The organism is Luteococcus sanguinis, assembly GCF_039527675.1.
GTDB classification, from domain to species: Bacteria; Actinomycetota; Actinomycetes; order Propionibacteriales; family Propionibacteriaceae; genus Luteococcus; species Luteococcus sanguinis.
Genome location: NZ_BAAAKI010000002.1, coordinates 126,724 through 147,022, shown reverse-complemented (window position 1 = coordinate 147,022; position 20,299 = coordinate 126,724). Strand labels below are relative to the sequence as shown.

Sequence of the window (20,299 nt, the reverse complement as noted above, 5' to 3'; positions counted from 1 at the left end):
CCGTCCGGCCCCTCGCCGTGTGGCTGTGGCTACCGGCTCACTTGCCGTCGCCCTTGAAGAGCGACTTGATCAGCTCGCGGTTCAGCTGGCTGATCGATGCCAGCGGAATGCCCTTGGGGCAGACCTGGGCGCACTCGCCGATGTTGGTGCACGCACCGAAGCCCTCGGAGTCATGCTGGGCAACCATCGACTTCACACGGCTGTACCGCTCCGGCTGACCCTGCGGAAGCATGGCCAGGTGGGTGATCTTCGCCGAGGTGAACAGCATCGCCGAGCCGTTCGGGCACGCCGCCACGCAGGCGCCGCAACCGATACAGGTGGCGTTGTCGAAGGCGATGTCTGCCTCGCGCTTCGGCGCCGGGGTCGCGTGTGCGTCCGGAGCTGAACCGGTGTTCGCCGAGATGAAGCCTCCCGACTGGATGATCCGATCGAAGGCCGAGCGGTCGACGACGAGGTCCTTGATGACCGGGAATGCGCCGGCCTTCCAGGGCTCGATGTCGATCACGGCACCATCCGCGAAGGAGCGCATGTGCAGCTGGCAGGTGGTCGTGTGCTGGCCACCGTGCGCGACACCGTTGATGACGACGCCACACGTGCCGCAGATGCCCTCACGGCAGTCATGGTCGAACGCGACCGGCTCGACACCATCCATCGTGAGTTTCTCGTTGAGCAGGTCGAGCATCTCCAAGAAGGACATGTCCTCACTGACCCCCTCGAGGGGGTAGCTGACCAACTGGCCCTGTGCGTCAGGGCCGGCCTGACGCCAGATGCGAAGCGTAACCTTCACTTGTAGCTCCTCTGCTTCAGCTCGATGGCCTTGTAGACCAGCGGTTCCTTGTGGAGGACCGGCTTGTCCTCGCCGTACTCCCAGGCCGCGACATAGAGGAACTCGTCGTCGTGACGTAGCGCCTCCCCCTCCTCCGTCTGGCTCTCGCCGCGGAAGTGACCACCACAGGACTCGCGGCGGTGCAGGGCATCGATGCACATGAGCTCACCGAGCTCGAGGAAGTCGGCCAGTCGGTTGGCACGCTCGAGGGTCTGGTTGAAGTCCTCGTTGACGCCGGTGACCTTGACGTTGGTCCAGAACTCGTTCTTGAGTTCGCGGATCTTCGCGATCGCGGTCTTCAGACCGGGCTCGCGACGGTCCATGCCGCAGTACTCCCACATGATGTTGCCGAGCTCCTTGTGGATGGAGTCGACCGTGCGGGTGCCGTTGATCGAGAGCAGCGTGTTGATGCGCTCGGTCGCGGACTGGACTGCCTCGACGACGGCCGGGTGGTCGGCCCCGACCTTCTCGAAGGGCGCGCCAGCCAGGTAGTCGTTGATCGTGTTCGGCAGGACGAAGTACCCGTCGGCGAGGCCCTGCATCAGCGCCGAGGCACCGAGGCGGTTGGCGCCGTGGTCGGAGAAGTTCGCCTCACCGGTCACATACAGGCCGGTGATGGAGCTCTGCAGGTCGTAGTCCACCCAGAGGCCACCCATGGTGTAGTGGACGGCCGGGTAGATGCGCATCGGGGTCTCGTACGGATCCTCTGCGGTGATCTGCTTGTACATGTCGAAGAGGTTGCCGTACTTGGCCTCCACGGCCTTCTTGCCGAGGCGGTTGATCGCATCGGAGAAGTCGAGGTAGACGCCACGACGCACCTGGCGCTCGACACCGGTCTCGGGATCACGCTCGGTGACCGCCGGGCCGACGCCACGGCCTTCATCGCACATGTTCTTCGCCTGGCGGGACGCGATGTCACGCGGCACCAGGTTGCCGAAGGAGGGGTAGATCCGCTCCAGGTAGTAGTCGCGATCACCCTCGGCGATCTGACGCGGGTCCTTGCCGCAGTCCTCGGCACGCTTGGGCACCCAAATGCGACCGTCGTTGCGCAGCGACTCGGACATGAGCGTCAGCTTCGACTGGGTCTCACCGTGCACGGGAATGCAGGTCGGGTGGATCTGCGTGTAGCAGGGGTTGCCGAAGAAGGCACCCTTGCGGTGTGCACGCCAGGTGGCGGTCACATTGCAGCCCATGGCGTTCGTCGACAGGAAGAAGACGTTGCCGTAGCCACCGGTGGCGAGCACGACCGCATCGGCCGTGTGGGCCTCGATCTTGCCGGTGACCATGTTGCGGGTCACGATGCCGCGGGCGACGCCGTCGACCAGGATGAGCTCGATCATCTCGTGACGGGTGTGCATCTTCACCGTACCGGCGGCCACCTGGCGCTCGAGCGCCTGGTAGGCGCCGATCAGCAGCTGCTGACCGGTCTGGCCACGGGCGTAGAAAGTGCGCTGCACCTGCACGCCACCGAAAGAACGCGTGTCCAGCAGGCCGCCGTACTCACGGGCGAAGGGGACGCCCTGGGCAACACACTGGTCGATGATGTTCGCGCTGACCTCGGCCAAACGGTAGACATTCGTCTCACGGGCGCGGTAGTCGCCGCCCTTGACGGTGTCGTAGAACAGCCGGTAGGTGGAGTCACCATCGTTGCGGTAGTTCTTCGCAGCGTTGATGCCACCTTGCGCCGCGATCGAGTGCGCACGACGCGGGCTGTCCTGGTAGCAGAAGCTGAGGACGTTGTAGCCCGCCTCGCCCAGCGTGGCAGCAGCAGCGCCACCGGCCAGGCCGGTGCCGACGATGATCACCGACAGCTTGCGACGATTGGCCGGGTTGACCAGCTTGGCGGAGAACTTGCGCTGGCTCCACATCTTCTCGACAGGCTGGTCCATCGGCGCCTTGGTGTCGGCGATGTCGTTACCGACGACGTAGTAGTTCGCGTCGTCCAGACCGAGCTGGGGGGCGGCACCGCCGTTGATGGAGGGGGAAGCATTCGGCGACATCGTCTCCGACGCGGCCTCGACGAGGGACTGTGCCTCGGTACGGGGGGTCTCGCTCATTATCCAATCACTCCCAGCAGAATCAGCGTCGGCGGGATGAGGAAGCCGACGAACAGCAGAACCGCGATCAGCGCCGACAGCCCCTTCAGCACCGAACGGGCCTTCGCACTGGTATTGGCACCCAAGGTGAAGAAGGCGCTCGCGAAGCCGTGGTAGACGTGCATGCAGACGGCTGCCATGAAGATGACGTAGGCCAGCCACACCCACCATTCCTGGTAGGCCAGCATGACGCGGGTGAACGGCTCGGTGTTGGTGTCGGAGTAGCCCACCTTCAACACCTGGGCCGTGTACTGCAGCAGGTGCAGGATGAGGCCGAGCAGCAGGATCGGGCCGGACATCATCATGGTGCGCGCCGCGTAGGAGCTCTCCATGTGCTTGGTGTTCGCGTACCGTGCTCCCCCGACATTGCGGGACTTGCGGCCGCTCAGCTCGAACGCCGACCACATGTGGAGGACGAGGCACACCAGCAGGAAGATGCGGAAGAGCCAGAGGAACAGGTACGGCGGCATGATCGGGTACAACAAGTGGCGCAGGTAGTGCGCGTACTCGTTGAACTCCTTGCCGTCGTCGGGAAGCAGCAACTTGGAGTTGCCGAACATGTGCATGAGCAGGAAGCCGATCAGACACAGCCCCGTGATGGCCATGATGGCCTTCTTCGCGACAGTGGATCGGACCGCTCTTTGATGAGTAGTGAGAGTAGTCGCCACGAGTAACACCCTAGACGGGTTCGCGCGGCGTTGTGCACCCGGTCCCCCCGTGGCGCGGGTTTAATGGGAAATAGCACCGCCAACACGTTATGACTGGCCCGTTCGCCCCGCTTGGCCGCTATTTTCGGCATGAAGTTGAAGCGAAATAAAACCGTTGCAAAAGACGCTGATCGCCCCTGCCCGGTTCATTCCCCCGACAGGAGGTCGGGCCGACGAAGACGGGTCAACTCGAGGGCCTGGTCGCGGCGCCAGGCGGCGATGCGGGCATGATGTCCGCTCAACAGGACGTCGGGGACGTCCAGCCCCCGCCACGACGGCGGCTTGGTGTACACGGGGTACTCCAGCAGCCCGTCCTGGCCCTCGGAATGGGACTCCTCGGTCAGCGACGCCGGGTTGCCGATGACACCGGGGATGAGCCGGACCGTGGCCTCAATGAAGGCCAGTGCGGCGACCTCTCCCCCATTCAGGACGTAGTCGCCCAAGCTCAGCTCGCGCACTGGCATCCGGGTGCCCGCGTGGCCGATCACCCGGTGGTCGATGCCCTCATAGCGTCCGCAGGCGAAGACCAGGTGGCGCAGTTCACTGAGCTCGTAGGCAATCTGTTGCGTGAAGGGGACGCCGGACGGGCTCGGGACCACCAGCGTTGGCGGCGCGATGGACGCGTCGTCGGTGGATGCGTCCAGCATCTCGTCGAGCGCCTCACCCCATGGTTCGGGCTTCATCACCATGCCGGCACCCCCGCCGTAGGGGGTGTCGTCGGTGGTGTTGTGCCGGTCGTGCGTCCAACGCCGCAGGTCATGGACCCCCACTTCCAGCAGACCGGAGGCGATCGCCTTGCCCACCAGGGAGAGCTGCAGCGGTGCGAAGTAGTCAGGGAAGATCGAGATGACGTCGATGCGCATCCGGGGGCCCATCAGGCCTCGACCTCGGCGGCGCCGTCAACCGGCTCATCGGGGCCGGCGACCTCGGCCTCGTCGTCCAGCAGGCCGCGCACATCGGCCAAAGTGCAGGTTCCTGCCTTCAGATCGACATCCGGCACCAGCGCCGCAACGAATGGAATCAAACGTTCCCCGTCCGTGGTGCGCACCACGAGCGCGTCCTGCACCGGCAGGTGGATCACCTCGGTCACCTCACCGACGCGGGTGCCGTCGGCAGCCAGCACGTCCAGGCCGATGAGCTGACGGTCGTAGTACTCGTCCTCGTCCTCGGGCACCTCGTCGGAGGGGACGTCGACCACAAGGACCACACCGCGGAGTTGCTCGACGGCCGTACGGTCGTTGGCCTCGACGAAACGGGCGAGCAGTCGTCCGGAGTGCCAGCGGGTGGACGCGATGGTGAGCGTGCCTCGGGCATCGCCCTCGGCGCGGAGCACGGCCCCGTCAGCAAAACGACGCTCCGGCTCATCGGTGCGGACGTCGATCGCGACATCCCCCCGCAGCCCGTGGGCCTTGCCCACCGCCCCGACGACGACTTCTTCCAGGCTCATGCCCGCCAGCCTCTCATGTGTGTGGATGGGTGCACCCGCGCCGCATCGTGCAGGTGTGGACACGACGGCGCCCCGCACCGATGCTGGTGCGGGGCGCGTCGGATCTGTGTCAGCGGCGGAATCCGCGGCCACCGGTGCTGCGGCGGTCGACGTCGACGAAGTCGACGCGAACCGACTCGCGACCGGCCAGCGCGGCCACCACGGTGCGCAGCGCCGAAGCGGTGCGACCCTGACGACCGATGACCTTGCCGATGTCCTCGGGATTCACGCGAACCTCGAGCAGGCGTCCGCGGCGGAGGTCCTTGTCCTTGACGACAACATCGTCGGGAGTGCCGACGATGCCGCGGACGAGGTGCTCCAGTGCGTCGGCGAGCATCAGGCGTCGACCTGGGTCTCGTCGGCCTTCTCAGCCTCGGCAGCCTCGACCACCTCGGCATCGCCCTCGGCCGGAGCCTCGGCGGAGACCTCGGGCTCGGCGGCCTGGTCGTCGACCTTCGCCTCGGCCTCGTCAGCCTTGGCAGCCTCGTCAGCCTTGGCAGCCTCGTCGGCCTTGGGAGCCTTCTTGGTGATGGCGTCAGCCTTGGGGGCGTCGTCAGCCTCGGCCAGCGCGGCGTTGAAGCGCGCGATCTTGTCGGCCTTCTCGGGCTGCGGGTCGATGCCCGACGGCGAGGTGTCGCCGGTGAACTTCTGCCAGTCGCCGGAACGCTTGAAGATGGCGACGACGGCCTCGGTCGGCTGGGCGCCCACGCTCAGCCAGTACTGCGCACGCTCGGAGTTCACCTGGATGACCGAGGGGTCATTCTTGGGGTGGTAGATGCCGATCTCCTCGATCGCACGACCGTCGCGCTTGGTGCGCGAGTCCATGACGACGATGCGGTAGTGCGGCGAGCGGATCTTGCCGAGACGCTTCAGACGAATCTTGGTTGCCACGTGTGTGGTTCTCCTGTTTGGAATGGTCCAGGAACGGCCCTGGTACCAGGCGGGTAGCTCCCGGGAACCATGTGGGGCATGGGACACGAGCGCCGGATGGACCTTGCCGCCGGGTTTAGAGGGCGCCGACGACACAGATGCACCGACCATTGTGCCAGAAGACGGCGGTGGCGCACCAACCGAACCAGCGGCACTAGGTTATGGCGCATGCGACGTGGCGACCGAGGGCTCCTGGGGCTGCTCGGTCCTGCCTTCGTGGCGTCGGTCGCCTACGTCGACCCCGGCAATGTCGCCGCGAACCTCACTGCGGGCTCACGCTACGGATACCTCCTGGTCTGGGTGCTCGTGGTCTCGAGCGCCATGGCCGTGTTGGTGCAGTACCTCTCCGCCAAGCTGGGCGTGGTGACGGGGCGTTCGCTGTCGTCGCTGGTCGGCGAGCACCTCGAGAACAAGCGCGGACGCGTCGCCCGCGTCGGTTACGCGGTGCAGGCCCTGGTGATGGCCGTGGCAACCGACGTCGCCGAGGTGATCGGGGGCGCCCTGGGCCTGCACCTGCTGTTCGGCATCCCGCTGTGGCTGGGCGGCCTGATCGTTGGCGTGGTCACGCTCGTCCTGCTCGATGCACTGCGGACGGGCGGTGAACGCGTCTTCGAGATGGTGATCAGCGCCTTCCTCGCGCTGGTCACCATCGGCTTCATGGCCGGCATGATCTGGTCACCGCCCGACCCGGCGCAGGCCCTGGCCGGAGTGCTCCCCCGCTTCCGCGGTACAGATTCGATCGCGCTGGCGGCTGCGATGTTGGGCGCCACCGTGATGCCGCACGCGATCTACCTGCACTCGACCCTGGCCGCCGACCGGCACCGTCCCTCCGGCGGCCGTGACCACGGGATCGGACGTCTGCTCGCGGCGCAGCGCGTCGACGTCCTTCTCGCGCTGCTGGTGGCGGGCACGGTCAACATCTCGATGGTCCTGTTCGCGGCCTCCACGCTGCAGGGCCTCGACGCCACCGACTCGATCGAGTCGGCCTACGCCGCGATCAAGTCACGGGTGGGCGTGGCCCCGGCGACGATCTTCGGAGCAGGACTGCTGGTCTCGGGCATCGGGTCCGCGTTGGTGGGCACGCACGCTGGCGCACGCATCATGCGCGACCTGTGGCCCTGGTCGATGTCACACCACGTCCGTCGCGGGATCACGATCGTCCCCGCCGTGGTGCTCCTGGCCCTCGGGGTCCACCCCTCGCAACTGTTGGTGACCAGCCAGTTGCTGCTCAGCTTCGGCATCGCCTTCGCCCTCGTCCCGCTGGTACACCTGACCAGCTCGAGACGGACGATGGGCCGCTACGCCAACTCGTGGTGGGTGAGGCTGGTCGCCTGGTCGGTGGTCGCGGCGATCGTCGGGCTCAACCTGGTGCTCGTCTGGCTCGCCGTCAGCTGAGCCGACCCTTCAGTTGGTTGGCGCCGGGACGACGATCCGTCCGCGCAGCACCACCAGCAGCGGGTGGCGTGCGATCCCGAGGTGGACTCGCGGGTCGTCCGCGAAGACGACCAGGTCAGCCGGGGCCCCCTGCTCGATGCCCGGCTGACCCAACCATTCCCGGGCCCGCCAGGATGCGGCGCCCAAAGCGAAGTCGGCATCACCGATCGCGCCCAGTTGCTCGACCTCCTCGCCAAGGATGCCGTGCGGCATCACGCCGCCGGCGTCGGTCCCGGCGAAGATCGGGACGCCCGCCTCTCGCGCCGTCCGGAGCGTGTCGAGTCGCCTGGCGTAGAGCTCGCGCATGTGCGCTGCGTAGCGCGGGAACTTCTCCTGTGCGCTGGCGGCGATCTCGGGGAAGTTCTCCAGGTTCACCATGGTCGGCACCAGCGAGACCTGCCGCTCCGCCATCTGGGCGATGACGTCGTCGGTCAACCCGGTGCCGTGCTCAATACCGTCGATGCCTGCCGCGACGAGTTCTGCGGCGGAGTCCTCACCGAAACAGTGCGCCGTGACCCTGGCCCCCTCCTCGTGCGCGGCGGCGATGGCTTCGGCCGCCACGTCGGCCGGCCACAGCGGCGCCAGGTCGCCCTCGGTGCGGTCGATCCAGTCGCCGACCAGCTTCACCCAGCCGTCTCCGGCACGGGCCTGCTTGCGGACGGTGGCGACGAGGTCCTCGGGCTCCACCTCGTCGGCGTAGTTGCGCAGGTAACGCTTGGGACGGGCGATGTGGCGCCCCGCGCGGATGATTCTGGGCAGGTCGTCCCGGTCGTCGATCCAGCGGGTGTCGGCGGGCGAACCGGCGTCGCGGACCAGCAGCGTCCCCGCGTCCCGGTCGTCGATGGCCTGCTGCTCGGCGACGTCGTCGGGCACGGCACCGTTCTGGTCCAGCCCGACGTGGCAGTGGGCGTCGACCAGACCCGGCATGATCCAGACCTTCTCCGCGACGGTCACCGCGCCCGGCACGGGCTCGAAGTCGATGATGCCGTCACGCACCCACAGGTCGCGGTACTCGCCGTCGGGCAGCACGACCCCGGCCAGGTGCAGTGCCACCTCGGGACCGTCGGGGACGACCCGCTCCCCCACGTGCGTGTGGGTGTGCCCGTCGTGGGAGTGGGTGTGGACGAAATGCTGCGCGAGTTCGTCGTGGGAGTGGGTCATGGCCCCATCCTGCCCAAGCCGCAGCCGGTTTGGAACAGGGAAAGGCCCTACCGCGCAGGTGTCAGCCCAGCGGGCCCTTCCCCTGCTGGTTGAACATCCGCTGCATCTCGGGCGGAAGCTGGAAGTCGGCCATCGCCTGCTGCAACTCGGCCTCGGACTGCGCGCCATTGCCCATGCCGAAGGCCGCCCCGGGGTCGACGGCCTGGGCCTCGTCCTGGCCACCGGTCAGGGCCGCGGCGCGCTTCGCCGGGTTACCGGAGACCTTCTGCTGGCCCTTCTTGCCCTTCTTCGTTTGGGGGGCCTTGGCCTTGCGTCCGCCACCCATGCCGGGCATGCCACCCATTCCGGGCATGCCGCCGCCGCCCATCATCCCGGCCATCTGCTTCATCATCTTGCGAGCCTCGACGAAGCGGTTGACCAGCTGGTTCACGTCCTGAACGGTCACACCGGCGCCCTTGGCGATACGCGCCCGGCGGGATCCGTTGAGGATGGAGACGTCGTCGCGCTCGGCCGGCGTCATCGAGTAGATGATCGCCTCGATGCGGTCGACCTCCTTCTCGTCGATGTTGGCGAGCTGGTCCTTCATCTGGCCCATGCCCGGCAGCATCCCGAAGATCTTGCTCATCGGGCCCATCTTGCGCATCTGCTGCATCTGCAGCAGGAAGTCGCCCAGGCCGAACTCGCCCTTGCCCCCCATCAGTTTCTCTGCGGCGACGCGCGACTGCTCGGCGTCGAAGTGCTTCTCGGCCTGCTCGATCAGGGTGAGCATGTCGCCCAGGTCGAGGATGCGGCTGGCCATCCGGTCGGGGTGGAAGACGTCGAAGTCGCCCAGGCCCTCGCCGTTGGAGGCGAACATGATCGGCTTGCCGATCACCCGCGCGATCGACAGGGCGGCACCGCCGCGGGCGTCGCCGTCGAGCTTGGTGAGCACGACACCGTCGAAACCGACGCCGTCCTCGAAGGCCAGCGCGGTGTTCACCGCGTCCTGGCCGATCATCGCGTCGACGACGAAGAGCGTCTCGTCGGGGGTGACGGCGGCCTTGATGTCGGCGGCCTGCTGCATCAGCTCTGCGTCGATGCCCAGACGGCCGGCGGTGTCGACGATGACGACGTCGTAGAGCTTGCGCTGGGCCTCGAGGATCGAGGTGCGGGCAACCTGGATCGGGTCGCCGATTCCGTTGCCGGGCTCGGGGGCGAAGACGTGCACGCCGGCGCGCTGTCCCACGATCTGCAGCTGGTTGACGGCATTGGGGCGTTGGAGGTCGGCGGCGACCAGCAGCGGCGAGTGTCCCTCGGACTTGAGCCAGCGGGCCAGCTTGCCGGCCAGTGTCGTCTTGCCGGCGCCCTGGAGGCCGGCCAGCATGATGACGGTCGGCGGGTTCTTGGCGAAGCGGATGGTGCGGGTCTCGCCACCGAGGATGTTGACAAGTTCCTCGTTGACGATCTTGATGATCTGCTGGGTCGGGTTGAGGGCCTGGCTGACCTCCTCGGAGCGGCACCGCTCCTTGAGGTTCGCGACGAACTCCTTGACGACCGCGAGGTTGACGTCAGCCTCGAGCAGTGCGATCCGGATCTCCCGGGCGGTCGCGTCGATGTCGGCCTCGGACAGTCGCCCCTTGCCACGCAGACCCTTGAAGGTCGCCTGGAGCCGGTCCTGCAGGGTGTCGAACACGCTTGGGTCCTCACGTCGTCGGGCGCCGGAAACGGCACGTCGGATGGCGCCCTGGGGGCGCAACGCACCAAGGATACCGAAGGGGCACCCAATCCCCTGTCGCTCACGTCGTCGGGGCTCCTAGGGTGAGGCCATGCAGAGCACCCACCCCCTCGTCATCGCCGTCGACTCCAGCACCACCGCCACCAAGGCGATCGTGGCCGACCCCACCGGGCATGTCCTCAGTGAAGGACGCTGTGAACTGGGCATGAGCACGCCTGGGCTCGACAAGTACGAGCAGGACCCGCGCGAGTGGTGGACCAGCACGAACACGGCCGTCGGGCGGGCCGTGGAACAGCTCGGTGCAAACGAGCGCGCTCGCATCGTGGCCCTGTGCTCCACCATCCAGCGCCAGTCCTTCGCCCTCGTCGACGCGGACGGGGAGCCGGTGCGTCCCGGCATCTTGTGGCTGGACGGTCGAGCTGCCGAACAGGCCCGGCGCATCGGTACCCGCGATCTGCACCGCCTCACCGGTTTCCAGCCCGACGTGACCCCATCGGTCTACAAGATCGCCTGGTTGAACGAGCATGAGCCCGAGAACGTCTCGCGCGCCGCCCGGGTCACCGGCGTACATGGCTACCTCGCCCACGCCATGACCGGCCACTGGGTCGACTCCGCAGCCGCTGCGGACTCACTGGGCCTGTTCGACATGGCCCGATTGGACTTCGACGACTCGGTGCTCGCCATGGTCGGCCTGCGCCGTGACCAGCTCCCGCAACTGGTCGACCCCGGATCGTCGATGGGCCCCATCCGACGAGACGTCACCCGCGCCTGGGGCCTCGAGCAGGACGTCGAGTTGATCGCTTCTTGCGGCGACGGTCAGGCCGCCGGCCTGGGGTGCGGAGCCATCGGACCCGACGAGGCCTACCTCAACATGGGCACCGCGCTGGTCGCTGGTGTCCACTGCGCCACGTACGAGGTCGGCGACGTGTACCGCACCGACGCGGCCGGGATTCCGGGGCACTACGTCCTGGAGATCGTGCAGAATTCAGGCTCATACCTCGCGGGATGGTTCCGCACCGAGCTGGGCGACCCCGCCCTGAAGGGCGCCCCCGACCCAGCGCTCGAAGAGGCGGCCGCAGGCGTACCCGCTGGCGTTGGCGGCCCCATGGTGCTCCCCTACTGGAATGCCGTGCAGTCGCCCTACTGGAATCCCGTCGCGAAGGGCGCGATCGTCGGGCTGGGTGGGGCCCACGGACGCCCTGAGATCTACCGCTCCATCCTTGAGGGTCTGTCCATCGAGATGGCCCGCAACCTGCGGGGGCTGCAGAACGACACCGGCACCCCGCTGACCAGCGTCCGGGTGATGGGTGGCGGACAACGCAGCCCGCTGTGGCGTCAGGTGATGACCGACTGCGTGGGACTTCCCTTGACCGCCTGTGAGACCGAGGAGGTCTCGGCCATGGGCGCGGCCGTGCTGGCAATGGCCTCCACCGGCGTCGTCGGTGACATTCCCGCCACCGCTCGCGCGATGGCCAAGCTGGGTGACACGAGCGAACCGGACCCGGAACGGGTCGAGCTCTACCGCGAGCTGGCGGAGGTGCAGGGGCTGCTCTACCCAGCCCTGGCGCATGCCTTCGAGGCGCACTCGCAGTTCTTGCTCCGCCACCAGCGCTGAACCGTCACCAGCGCTGAACCGCCACCAACCAGAACTGGCGAGGTCAGCGGACCCGGTGCCGCCCGAGCAGCATGCCGGCGGCGACGCAGGCGATCGCAGCCAGGAGCATGGCCGAGCCGATCACGTTTGCCTCGGCGGGGATCCCGCGCAGGTAGGCGGTGTAGACGAAGGTCGGGAAGGTGCTGACCTCGCCGGAGACGAAGGTGGTGATGATCACGTCGTCGAAGCTGAGCGCGAAGCTGAGCAGCGCCGCGGCCGCGACACCGGGGAGGATCGATGGCAGCGTCACTCGCCAGAAGGCGTCCAGCGGCCCGGCGTAGAGGTCGGCGGCAGCCTCCTCCAGCCGGGGGTCCAGGGATTGCAGCCGGGCCCGGACCGTCACCACGACGAAGGACAGGCAGAACATGGTGTGGGAGAAGACGATCGTCCAGAAGCCGAGGTGCAGGCCCAGACGGTAGAAGCCCTGGACGAAGATCGTCAGCAGCGAGGCTCCCAGCACCACCTCGGGCGTGGCCATCGGCAACAGCACCAACAGGTCCACCAGACCCCGCCCCCGGAACCTGCCCCGCGCCAGCACCAGTGCCATCGCGGTTCCCAGCACCACCGCCAGCATCGTCGACGTGAGGCCGACGGCCAGCGAGGTCTGCAACGAAGAGCACACGCCCGGCGCCCCACAGGGGTTGCGCCAGTGCTCAAGCGTCGGGTTCCCGCTCCAGGCGATGTTCGACTTCGTGTAGCTGTTGAAGGAGAAGGCGAAGGTGTAGAGCACCGGCAGGAAGAGGTAGCCCAGCACCAGGCCGGCGACGATCTGGACAGCGTGCTCAGCCAACAACCTGCGAACGGTCAGGGCGCTGCTCACATCAGCTCCTCGGTGCCGTAGCGCCGGACATATGCCAGCACCATCACCAGGATGAAGACCATCAGCACCACCGACAGCGCTGCGGCCATCGGGTAGCCACCGAGCACCCGGAAGAACTGCGCGTCGATGGCATTGCCGACCATCGAGGTCCCCCGGTCCGATCCCAGCAGGTCGGCGTTGACGTAGTCCCCGGCCGCCGGGATGAAGGTCAGCAGGATGCCGGCGACGACGCCGGGCATCGCCAGCGGGACGGTGACCATCCGGAAGGTCTGCCACGGCGTCGCATACAGGTCGCTGCCGGCCGCGACCAGCGCCGGGTCCACCCGCTCCAAGGACGCATACAGGGGCAGCAGCATGAAGGGCAGGAAGTTGTAGGTCAGGCCCATCACGACGGCGAAGCCGGTGTCGGTGAGGTGCCCGCCCGGCAACAGGTGCAACTGGGACAGCATGCGGGCCAGGGGGGCATCGTCGGCCAGGATCTGGCGCCAGGCCACTGTTCGGAGCACGAATGAGGTGAAGAAGGGCGCCACCACCAGCACCATCAGCAGCCCACGCCAGCGTCCGGCCTTGAACACCATCGTGTAGGCCACCGGGAAGGCCAGCAACAGGCACAGGATCGTCGCGGCGGCCGCGAAGCCGAAGGATCGCGCCACCTGCGCGGGGTAGGCCTGCACCGCGTCCAGGTAGTTGTGCCAGGCGAGGTCGCGGTAGTAGTAGCCGGGGTAACCCGGGTAGTCGGACTGCAGGCTCACGGTGAACAACTGCACCAAGGGGGCGACGAAGAAGACCACCAGCCAGGCGACACCCGGCACCAGCAGCCACCACGACACCCGAGAACTCGGACGCGCGCTCATCGCAGCGACGCCGCCTCCGCGGCCGCCGTCTGCTCGATCTGGGCGATGTTCTCCTCGGTGCCCGCCAGCGGGTCCTCAGTTCCCGGCAGCGTGAAGGTGTGGCGCAGGTCCCAAGCCAAGGTCACCACGTCGCCGGGGCGGGCGCCCGCGTCGACGTCCCGGTTCTGCTCGTGGACGACCCAGCGTCCGGCTCCGGGCACGTCCATCAGGTATTGGGTGGCCACACCGAGAAAGGAGACGTCGGCGACGACAGCGCGCCCGAGCAGGTTGGTGATCGACTTGCCCTTCACCCGGGCGCCTTCGGCCACCACGCGCACCTTCTCCGGACGGACGCCGACCAGGGCGGTGCGCGCGCTTGGATCGGCGGATCGGGAGCGCAGCGCACGGACGCGCTGACCGGCGAGCTCCAGCTCGACCAGCTCCCCCTCATGGCCGACCACCGTGGCCTCGGCCAGATTTGACTGGCCCAGGAAGTTGGCGACGAAGGCGGTCCGCGGCAGCTCGTACAGCTCGGCCGGTGCGCCCATCTGCTCGATCCCACCGTGGTTCATCACCGCGACGGTGTCGGCCATGCTGAGCGCCTCCTCCTGGTCGTGGGTGACGTGGACGAAGGTGATGCCGGTCTCGGCCTGGATCCGCTTGAGCTCCACCTGCATCTGGCGACGCAGCTTGAGGTCCAGGGCGCCCAAGGGTTCGTCCAGCAGCAGCAGTTCGGGGCGGTTCACCAGAGCCCGCGCCAGGGCGACGCGCTGCTGCTGGCCACCTGAGAGCTGCCCGGGACGTCGACTCTCCAACCCGGCCAGGTCGACCATGGCCAGGGCGTCGGCGACCTGCGCACCGATCACCTTGGGGTCGACGCCACGGCGGCGCGGCCCGAAGGCCACATTCTCGCCCACGTTCAGGTGCGGGAACAGCGCGTAGCTCTGGAAGACGGTGTTTACCGGCCGTTCGTGGGGGCGCAGCTCGGTGATGTCTCGGCTGCCCAGGACGATCTGGCCGGCGTCGGGACGCTCCAGCCCGGCGACCATCCGCAGGGTGGTCGTCTTGCCGCAGCCCGAGGGGCCGACGAGCGCGAAGAAGGAACCGCGCGGCACATCGAGGCTGAGGTCGTCGACGACGCGATCGCGTCCGAAGCTCTTCGCCAGTCCGACCAGGGCAAGATCACCTGCTGTCTCCTCGCGGCGGTCGGCCCGGTCGGCCTTGCCCTGTCGGAACCTCATTGGCCCACCACCTTCGTCCATGCCTCGGAGTAGGTCGCCTCTTCTGCGGCGTCCAGCGCGCGGAAGACGCTGGTGTACTTCGCGAGGTAGTCCTCGCTCGGGAAGATCAGGGGGTCGTCCACCAGTTCGGGATCGACCTCGGCCATCGCCTCGTTCGCGCCGGCGACGGGGCAGATGTAGTTGACCCACGCCGCCACCTGGGCGGCCACCTCCGGCTGGTAGTACCAGTCGAGCAGGCGTTCGGCGTTCCGGCGTCGCGTCGAGGTGATCGGGATCACGGCATTGTCGCTCCACAACATGCCGCCCGCCTCGGGCATCACGAAGGTCCAGTGGGGGTTGCCGGTCTCGGCGCGCAGGGTGGCGATGTCGCCGCTCCAGACCAGGCCCGCCAGGGCATTGCCGCTCTGCAGGTCCTGCACATAGGAGTTCCCGCGAATGCGTCGGATCTGCCCGCCGCTGAGCTGCCTGTCGATGACATCGAGCGCATTGCCGAACTGAACGCTGGTGAACTGCTGGGCCGGGTCGACACCCTGGGAGCGCAGCACCATGCCGATCGTGTCGCGCCACTCACTGAGCCCGACCACGCGCCCCTTGAGGTCGGCACGCCACAAGTCGTCCACGTTCTTGATCGGCTTGACCCGCGAGGCGTCGTAACCAATGCCCGTGAGCCCCGACTGCCAAGGCAGCGAGTACAGACGGCCCGGGTCGAAGGGGGCGTCCTTGAGCTGCGGCAGCAGGTTGGCGACATGCGGCATCTGGATCAGTTCCAGCGGCTGCACCAGCCCTTGGCCGATGACCCTGTTCACCATCCAGTCGGACAACACGATGATGTCCCGGCCGATGTCCTGCCGGGCCCGCAACTGGGGGGACACCTTGTTGACGTACACGTCGTTGTCGTCGATCTCCTCGGTGTAGGAGACGGCGATGCCGGTCGTCTTGGTGAAGGCGTCGAGGCTCGGGAAGCGTCCGGTCTCCTCATCGGTGTCGATGTAGGCCGTCCAGTTCGCGAAGGCGACGCGACGGTCGCTCGCGGAACGGTCGGCGGGCAACGAGGGGGCGACCCGTCCAGCGACGGGCGGGGTGGGCGGTGCGCAGGCGGCAAGAAGCGCCGCTCCGGCTGCGGATCCCAAAAGGGTGCGGCGAGATGGTCCCCGTCTCGGCGGGTTCCGGCGTACCCCGGGAGGGCGGTCAGCGGTGGAGCCAGCGTTCAATAAAGGACCTCCTGTGGGGCCCGGGTGCGCACCGGGCTCGAACCGGACGGCGTGGGCCATCCGTCAGACAACCGGACGAACCCTACACGCTCGTCCCGGTGCGCACGATCGCCGGGCCCTCGAACCGGAGGAACTCTCAGGCGCCCGCGGTCTCGGGCTCCGGGTGCTGCGCCCAGTAGCCGTCCCCCTCGAACAGCGAGTCGATGACCTCGCCCAGCAGGCCCAGCTCCTGCAGGGTGTCGAGGATGGTGTACCGCGAACGAATCGTCTGCGCCTGGTAGTAGGTGAGCTTCAGCTTCTCCTGGTCGATGTTGATCATGCCCGGGTGGTAGGGACCACCAACGGCCTTGAGCATGTCGGCCGCCTCCTGCGCGGTGACCAGCTGCGGCTTGACGCGCTCCAGGATCGCCGGCCAGTGCTGCTGGACGAGCTCGATCCGCGCCCGAATGTGCTCGGGTTGGACGTACTTGGCCCGCGACTGGCCCAAGGCCGCCTCCCGAATGGCCTCGATCGGCTGCAGGGCGGCGACCCGCTCGTCGTTCTGCTCGGGGTTGGGCCACTTGGCGACCGCGGCGTCGACGTCCAGCCCGGCGATGTCGAGCTCGAGCACCTTCTCGTACAGCGCGCAGACGGCCACGGTGCCCAGACCAACCTTGTTGCCGTGGCTCAACGGGGGTTCCCAGTCCAGCCCGTGGCCCTCCATCTCCCACTGGTGGCTGAAGTTGTGCCCGGCTCCCGAGGCGGGACGCGAGGACTGGTGCGCCTGCATTGCCAGACCGCTCATCAACAGTCCCTCGGCCAGGCCACTGATCGCGTCCGGATCGCCCGCTGCGGCGCCCTCGGGGTCGGACAGGGCGTCGCGCAGGGTGTCCTGCACGAGGCTCCAGACATAGGGATCGACGGCTTCGACGCCCAGTTCGTCCGAGAGCAGCCAGTCGGCTCCGCCGGGGATCTTCTCGATCAGGTCGCCATAGCCGGTGGCGGTGAGGCGCTTGGGCGCGGCACCCATCACGTCCAGGTCGGCCACCAGGGCGGTGGGGGCCGGACAGTTCCGGGTGATCTTGAATCCGTCTCGCGTGATGGAGGCGCCGAAGGCGGCGTACCCGTCCATCGAGGCGGCGGTGCAGACATTCATGTAGGGGCGGCCGAGTTCGCCGCTGGCCAGCTTGGCGATGTCGTTCAACGTCCCCGAGGCGATGGAGCAGACGATGGCATCGACTCCCTCGAGGTGGTTGCGCAGCACCTCGACGTTCTCATAGCCGGCGTACAGCGTGGGGGTGCCGGGGAAGATGTAGGGCTCGACCATCTCGACGCCCGCTGCTTGCAGAGAGGCGACGACGCGATCGCCCGCGGCGGCGAAGGTGTTCTCGTCTGCGACGACGATGGCCCTGGCATCCCCGAAGCACTGGGTGAAGACATCACCCGTCTGGTCGACCACGCCCCGTCCGGCGACGATCTGCTTGGTGTCGGTGGCCGTCTCGAGGGCCTTGGTGATCAGTTCGGACGTCATGGGGCGCTCCTTCGCACGGGGATGTTCCCACTCTAGGAAGGCATGGGATGCCACCGCAGCCCATGTGACCACCTGTGCAGTGATGCCTGTGCGAGCACGGGAGGATGCGCCTGACCGATCGGTAGGAAAGTGCGGCGCAACCATTGCACTTGTTCACAGCTTGCTGCAAGGCTGACCACACCCCAGGAGCCGACCGGATCCCACTGCGCCGCACCGTTGCGTCGCCCGGTCGTCCAGAAGGAACTGCCATGCCCTCCATGAAACTGGCCGCCCAGGCCTGCCTCGGCCTGGTGACCGCGGCGGGGCTGATCGCCGCAGCGTGCCCCGCGCCGGCGCACAGCGCACCCTCCACGTTGGTCACCCGCACCGTGAGCGACGGTCGCACCACCTTCGTCCAGGTCGACAACCCCAATGGCGGGCCGACGCTGAGCTACTCCCCCACCAGCGGCATCACCATCATGGCGGTGCCGACAGCTGGCGGGACCCTGGCCTTCAAGGACATGAACCACAACAAGAAGCTGGACGCATGGGAGGACTGGCGCAAGACCACCAACCAGCGCGCGGCGTCGCTGGCGAAGGAGCTCACCAAGGAGCAGATCGCCGGCCTGATGTTGTTCAGCTCCCACGAGCGCAACGCGGCGGCCGGGCTCAGCGATGCCCAGCGCAAATACCTCAAGGACGACCAACTGCGCAATGTGCTCAACGCCGGCGCCAATGACGTCACCGCCAACGTGACCTGGGTCAACGAAATGCAGGCCTTCGCCGAGGCCCAGGCTGCCAGTGGTCTGCCCTATGTGCCGGTCAACTTCTCCTCCGACCCGCGTTCGACGGCCGCGCAGGACTCGGCCTACAACGCGACCGGGGACGACATCTCCCGCTGGCCCGCCAACCTGGGACTGTCGGCGACCTTCAAGACCAAGACCATGCTCGATTTCGCAAAGACCTCCTCGGCGGAGTACCGCGCGATGGGCATCACCACCGCGCTCGGCCCGCAGATCGATCTGGCCACCGAGCCGCGCTGGCTGCGCGTCGACGGCACCTTCGGTGAGAACGCGGCCCACACCTCCGCGATGGCGAAGGCCTATGTCGACGGTTCCCAGAACACCTACGACGTCTACGGCAGGTCAGTCGGGTGGGGTGCGGACTCGATCAACGCCATGATCAAGCACTTCCCCGGCGACGGTGCCGGTGAGGGCGGCCGTGAGGCGCACATGAATGCCGGCAAGTACGCCGTCTACCCGGGCGACAACTTCGACGAGCACCTGGAGCCCTTCACTGCTGCCAGCAACTCGATGTCGATGATGAGCTCCTACTCGATCGCGATCGCGAAGGACGGTTCGCCGCTGACCGGCAACCGCGTCGGTTCGGCCTACGACAAGACCAAGATCGACATCGCCCGCGATGCCGGTTACGACGGCGTCATCTGCACCGACTGGGGCGTCACCACCGGCTACACCGACCCCAACTCCATCTTCGGCATGGCCTGGGGCATGGAGCACGCGACCGTCAACGAGCGCCACTACGCCGTACTGCAGGCCGGGCTGGACATGTACGGCGGCAACAACAACAAGGTGCCCGTCCTGGCGGCCTATGACCTGTGGCAGGCCGACTACGAGGCCGGGAGGAATGACATTTCGGCGGACGCTCGCTTCCGCCAGTCCGGTGAGCGCATCCTGCGGATGTTGTTCGCGCCCGGCCTGTTCGAGAACCCCTACCTCGATCTGGCCAAGTCCAAGTCGATCGTCGCCAGCTTTGACAAGGTGGCGCGCGGCTACCAGGCCCAGCTCGACTCGGTCGTGATGCTCAAGAACTCCAAGAAGACCATCAAGAAGACCCCGCTGGCCTCGTACAAGAACAAGACCGTCTACATCCCGAGCTCCATCTCGCACGGCTTCCCGAGCGTCTTCTCGCAGTCGACCACCGACACCGTCGGCCCGACCCTGGACGTGGCCGTCGCCAAGCAGTACTTCAAGAAGGTGCTCACGGACACGCCCATCACCGACGCCAAGGGCAATGTGGTCGGCTACACCCAGCCGGACCTGACCAGGGTCGACATGGTGCTGGTGGGAATGCGCAGCCCCGACAGCGGCAACAACTTCACCGGCGCCGGACGCAATGCCGACGGCACCTTCTACCCGCTGTCGCTGCAGTGGAAGCCCTACACCGCCAACGGCAAGAATGTCCGCAAGGTCTCGATCGCCGGTGACCTGCTCGCGGACGGGACGGTGGAGAACCGCTCCTACTTCGGCAAGACCTCCAAGATCGGCAACGAGTACGACCTGACCGCCACGTTGAACGCGGTCAAGGCCGTCGAGAAGGTCGAGAAGAAGACCGGACGCAACATCCCGGTGATCGTCGCGGTGAAGGCGAAGACGAGCTTCATCCCGGCCGAGTTCGAGAAGAAGGTGGACGCGATCGTCGAGGGCTACTCGGTCAGCGACCGTGCCCTGATCGACATCATGCTCGGCCAGAAGAACCCCTCGGGTCGCCTGCCGATTGCCAACGCCAAGAACATGGACGCGGTGGAGAAGCAGCTGGAGGACGTCGGTGAGGACATGACCCCCTACACCGACTCCGCCGGCAATGTGTACCACTTCGGCTTCGGCCTGAACTGGAAGGGCGTCATCGGCAAGAAGTGATTGCCTGAGCTCCTGACAAGAACAGTGCCCGCCCCCA

At 67.3% G+C, this 20,299-nt stretch carries 17 protein-coding genes; 3 read left to right on the top strand and 14 right to left on the bottom strand.

What is annotated here, in order from left to right; translation table 11 throughout:
* Positions 1-37: 37 nt before the first annotated feature.
* From ABD089_RS02075 to rpsP, 7 genes are all read right to left on the bottom strand, one after another.
* Positions 38-787, bottom strand: a complete 750-nt coding sequence (locus ABD089_RS02075; protein ID WP_343884527.1) for a succinate dehydrogenase/fumarate reductase iron-sulfur subunit — start codon at positions 785-787, stop codon at positions 38-40.
* Positions 784-2,826: a fumarate reductase/succinate dehydrogenase flavoprotein subunit gene (locus tag ABD089_RS02070; RefSeq protein ID WP_343884581.1), complete on the bottom strand. Its 2,043-nt coding sequence runs from the start codon at positions 2,824-2,826 to the stop codon at positions 784-786. The genes ABD089_RS02075 and ABD089_RS02070 overlap by 4 nt, the downstream gene beginning before the upstream one ends.
* Positions 2,827-2,882: 56 nt before the next feature.
* Complete coding sequence (locus tag ABD089_RS02065) at positions 2,883-3,599, bottom strand: succinate dehydrogenase cytochrome b subunit (RefSeq protein WP_386769085.1); 717 nt, start codon at positions 3,597-3,599, stop codon at positions 2,883-2,885.
* A 176-nt stretch (positions 3,600-3,775) separates the two neighbouring features.
* A complete protein-coding gene (gene trmD, locus ABD089_RS02060; protein WP_343884525.1) occupies positions 3,776-4,504 on the bottom strand; it encodes a tRNA (guanosine(37)-N1)-methyltransferase TrmD in 729 nt (242 codons plus the stop codon).
* A complete protein-coding gene (gene rimM / locus ABD089_RS02055; RefSeq protein WP_343884524.1) occupies positions 4,504-5,076 on the bottom strand; it encodes a ribosome maturation factor RimM in 573 nt (190 codons plus the stop codon). The genes trmD and rimM overlap by 1 nt, the downstream gene beginning before the upstream one ends.
* 109 nt (positions 5,077-5,185) lie before the next feature.
* Positions 5,186-5,452 carry an RNA-binding protein gene (locus ABD089_RS02050; RefSeq protein WP_343884523.1) on the bottom strand — a complete coding sequence of 89 codons (267 nt, stop codon included), beginning with the start codon at positions 5,450-5,452 and terminating at the stop codon, positions 5,186-5,188.
* Positions 5,452-6,006: a 30S ribosomal protein S16 gene (rpsP, locus tag ABD089_RS02045; RefSeq protein WP_343884522.1), complete on the bottom strand. Its 555-nt coding sequence runs from the start codon at positions 6,004-6,006 to the stop codon at positions 5,452-5,454. Before rpsP ends, ABD089_RS02050 begins: the two co-directional genes overlap by 1 nt.
* A gap of 207 nt (positions 6,007-6,213) precedes the next feature.
* On the opposite strand from rpsP, the gene ABD089_RS02040 reads away from it, so the two are divergent.
* Positions 6,214-7,440, top strand: a complete 1,227-nt coding sequence (locus tag ABD089_RS02040) for an Nramp family divalent metal transporter (protein WP_343884520.1) — start codon at positions 6,214-6,216, stop codon at positions 7,438-7,440.
* A gap of 9 nt (positions 7,441-7,449) precedes the next feature.
* On the opposite strand, the gene ABD089_RS02035 is transcribed toward ABD089_RS02040, so the two are convergent.
* Together ABD089_RS02035 and ffh are read right to left on the bottom strand one after the other, a co-directional pair.
* The gene (locus ABD089_RS02035; protein ID WP_343884519.1) at positions 7,450-8,640 is read right to left on the bottom strand and encodes an amidohydrolase family protein; all 1,191 of its coding nucleotides are present in this window, start codon (positions 8,638-8,640) and stop codon (positions 7,450-7,452) included.
* 61 nt (positions 8,641-8,701) lie between these two features.
* Complete coding sequence (ffh, locus tag ABD089_RS02030) at positions 8,702-10,312, bottom strand: signal recognition particle protein (RefSeq protein ID WP_343884518.1); 1,611 nt, start codon at positions 10,310-10,312, stop codon at positions 8,702-8,704.
* A gap of 133 nt (positions 10,313-10,445) precedes the next feature.
* On the opposite strand from ffh, the gene ABD089_RS02025 reads away from it, so the two are divergent.
* A complete protein-coding gene (locus ABD089_RS02025; protein WP_343884517.1) occupies positions 10,446-11,969 on the top strand; it encodes a xylulokinase in 1,524 nt (507 codons plus the stop codon).
* Between the two features lie 43 nt (positions 11,970-12,012).
* Here ABD089_RS02025 and ABD089_RS02020 read toward each other — a convergent pair whose 3' ends face one another.
* The 5 genes from ABD089_RS02020 to ABD089_RS02000 all read right to left on the bottom strand — a co-directional run bounded on the left by ABD089_RS02020 (position 12,013) and on the right by ABD089_RS02000 (position 17,623).
* A complete protein-coding gene (locus ABD089_RS02020; RefSeq protein WP_343884516.1) occupies positions 12,013-12,828 on the bottom strand; it encodes an ABC transporter permease in 816 nt (271 codons plus the stop codon).
* Positions 12,825-13,682, bottom strand: coding sequence for an ABC transporter permease (locus ABD089_RS02015; RefSeq protein WP_343884515.1), 858 nt, complete (start codon positions 13,680-13,682; stop codon positions 12,825-12,827). Before ABD089_RS02015 ends, ABD089_RS02020 begins: the two co-directional genes overlap by 4 nt.
* Positions 13,679-14,902: an ABC transporter ATP-binding protein gene (locus ABD089_RS02010; RefSeq protein WP_343884514.1), complete on the bottom strand. Its 1,224-nt coding sequence runs from the start codon at positions 14,900-14,902 to the stop codon at positions 13,679-13,681. The genes ABD089_RS02015 and ABD089_RS02010 overlap by 4 nt, the downstream gene beginning before the upstream one ends.
* Positions 14,899-16,032, bottom strand: coding sequence for a polyamine ABC transporter substrate-binding protein (locus ABD089_RS02005; protein WP_343884513.1), 1,134 nt, complete (start codon positions 16,030-16,032; stop codon positions 14,899-14,901). The genes ABD089_RS02010 and ABD089_RS02005 overlap by 4 nt, the downstream gene beginning before the upstream one ends.
* Positions 16,033-16,249: 217 nt before the next feature.
* Complete coding sequence (locus ABD089_RS02000; protein ID WP_343884512.1) at positions 16,250-17,623, bottom strand: sn-glycerol-1-phosphate dehydrogenase; 1,374 nt, start codon at positions 17,621-17,623, stop codon at positions 16,250-16,252.
* A gap of 248 nt (positions 17,624-17,871) precedes the next feature.
* Here ABD089_RS02000 and ABD089_RS01995 point away from each other — a divergent pair, with 248 nt between their 5' ends.
* Positions 17,872-20,262: a glycoside hydrolase family 3 N-terminal domain-containing protein gene (locus tag ABD089_RS01995; RefSeq protein WP_343884510.1), complete on the top strand. Its 2,391-nt coding sequence runs from the start codon at positions 17,872-17,874 to the stop codon at positions 20,260-20,262.
* Positions 20,263-20,299: the final 37 nt, after the last annotated feature.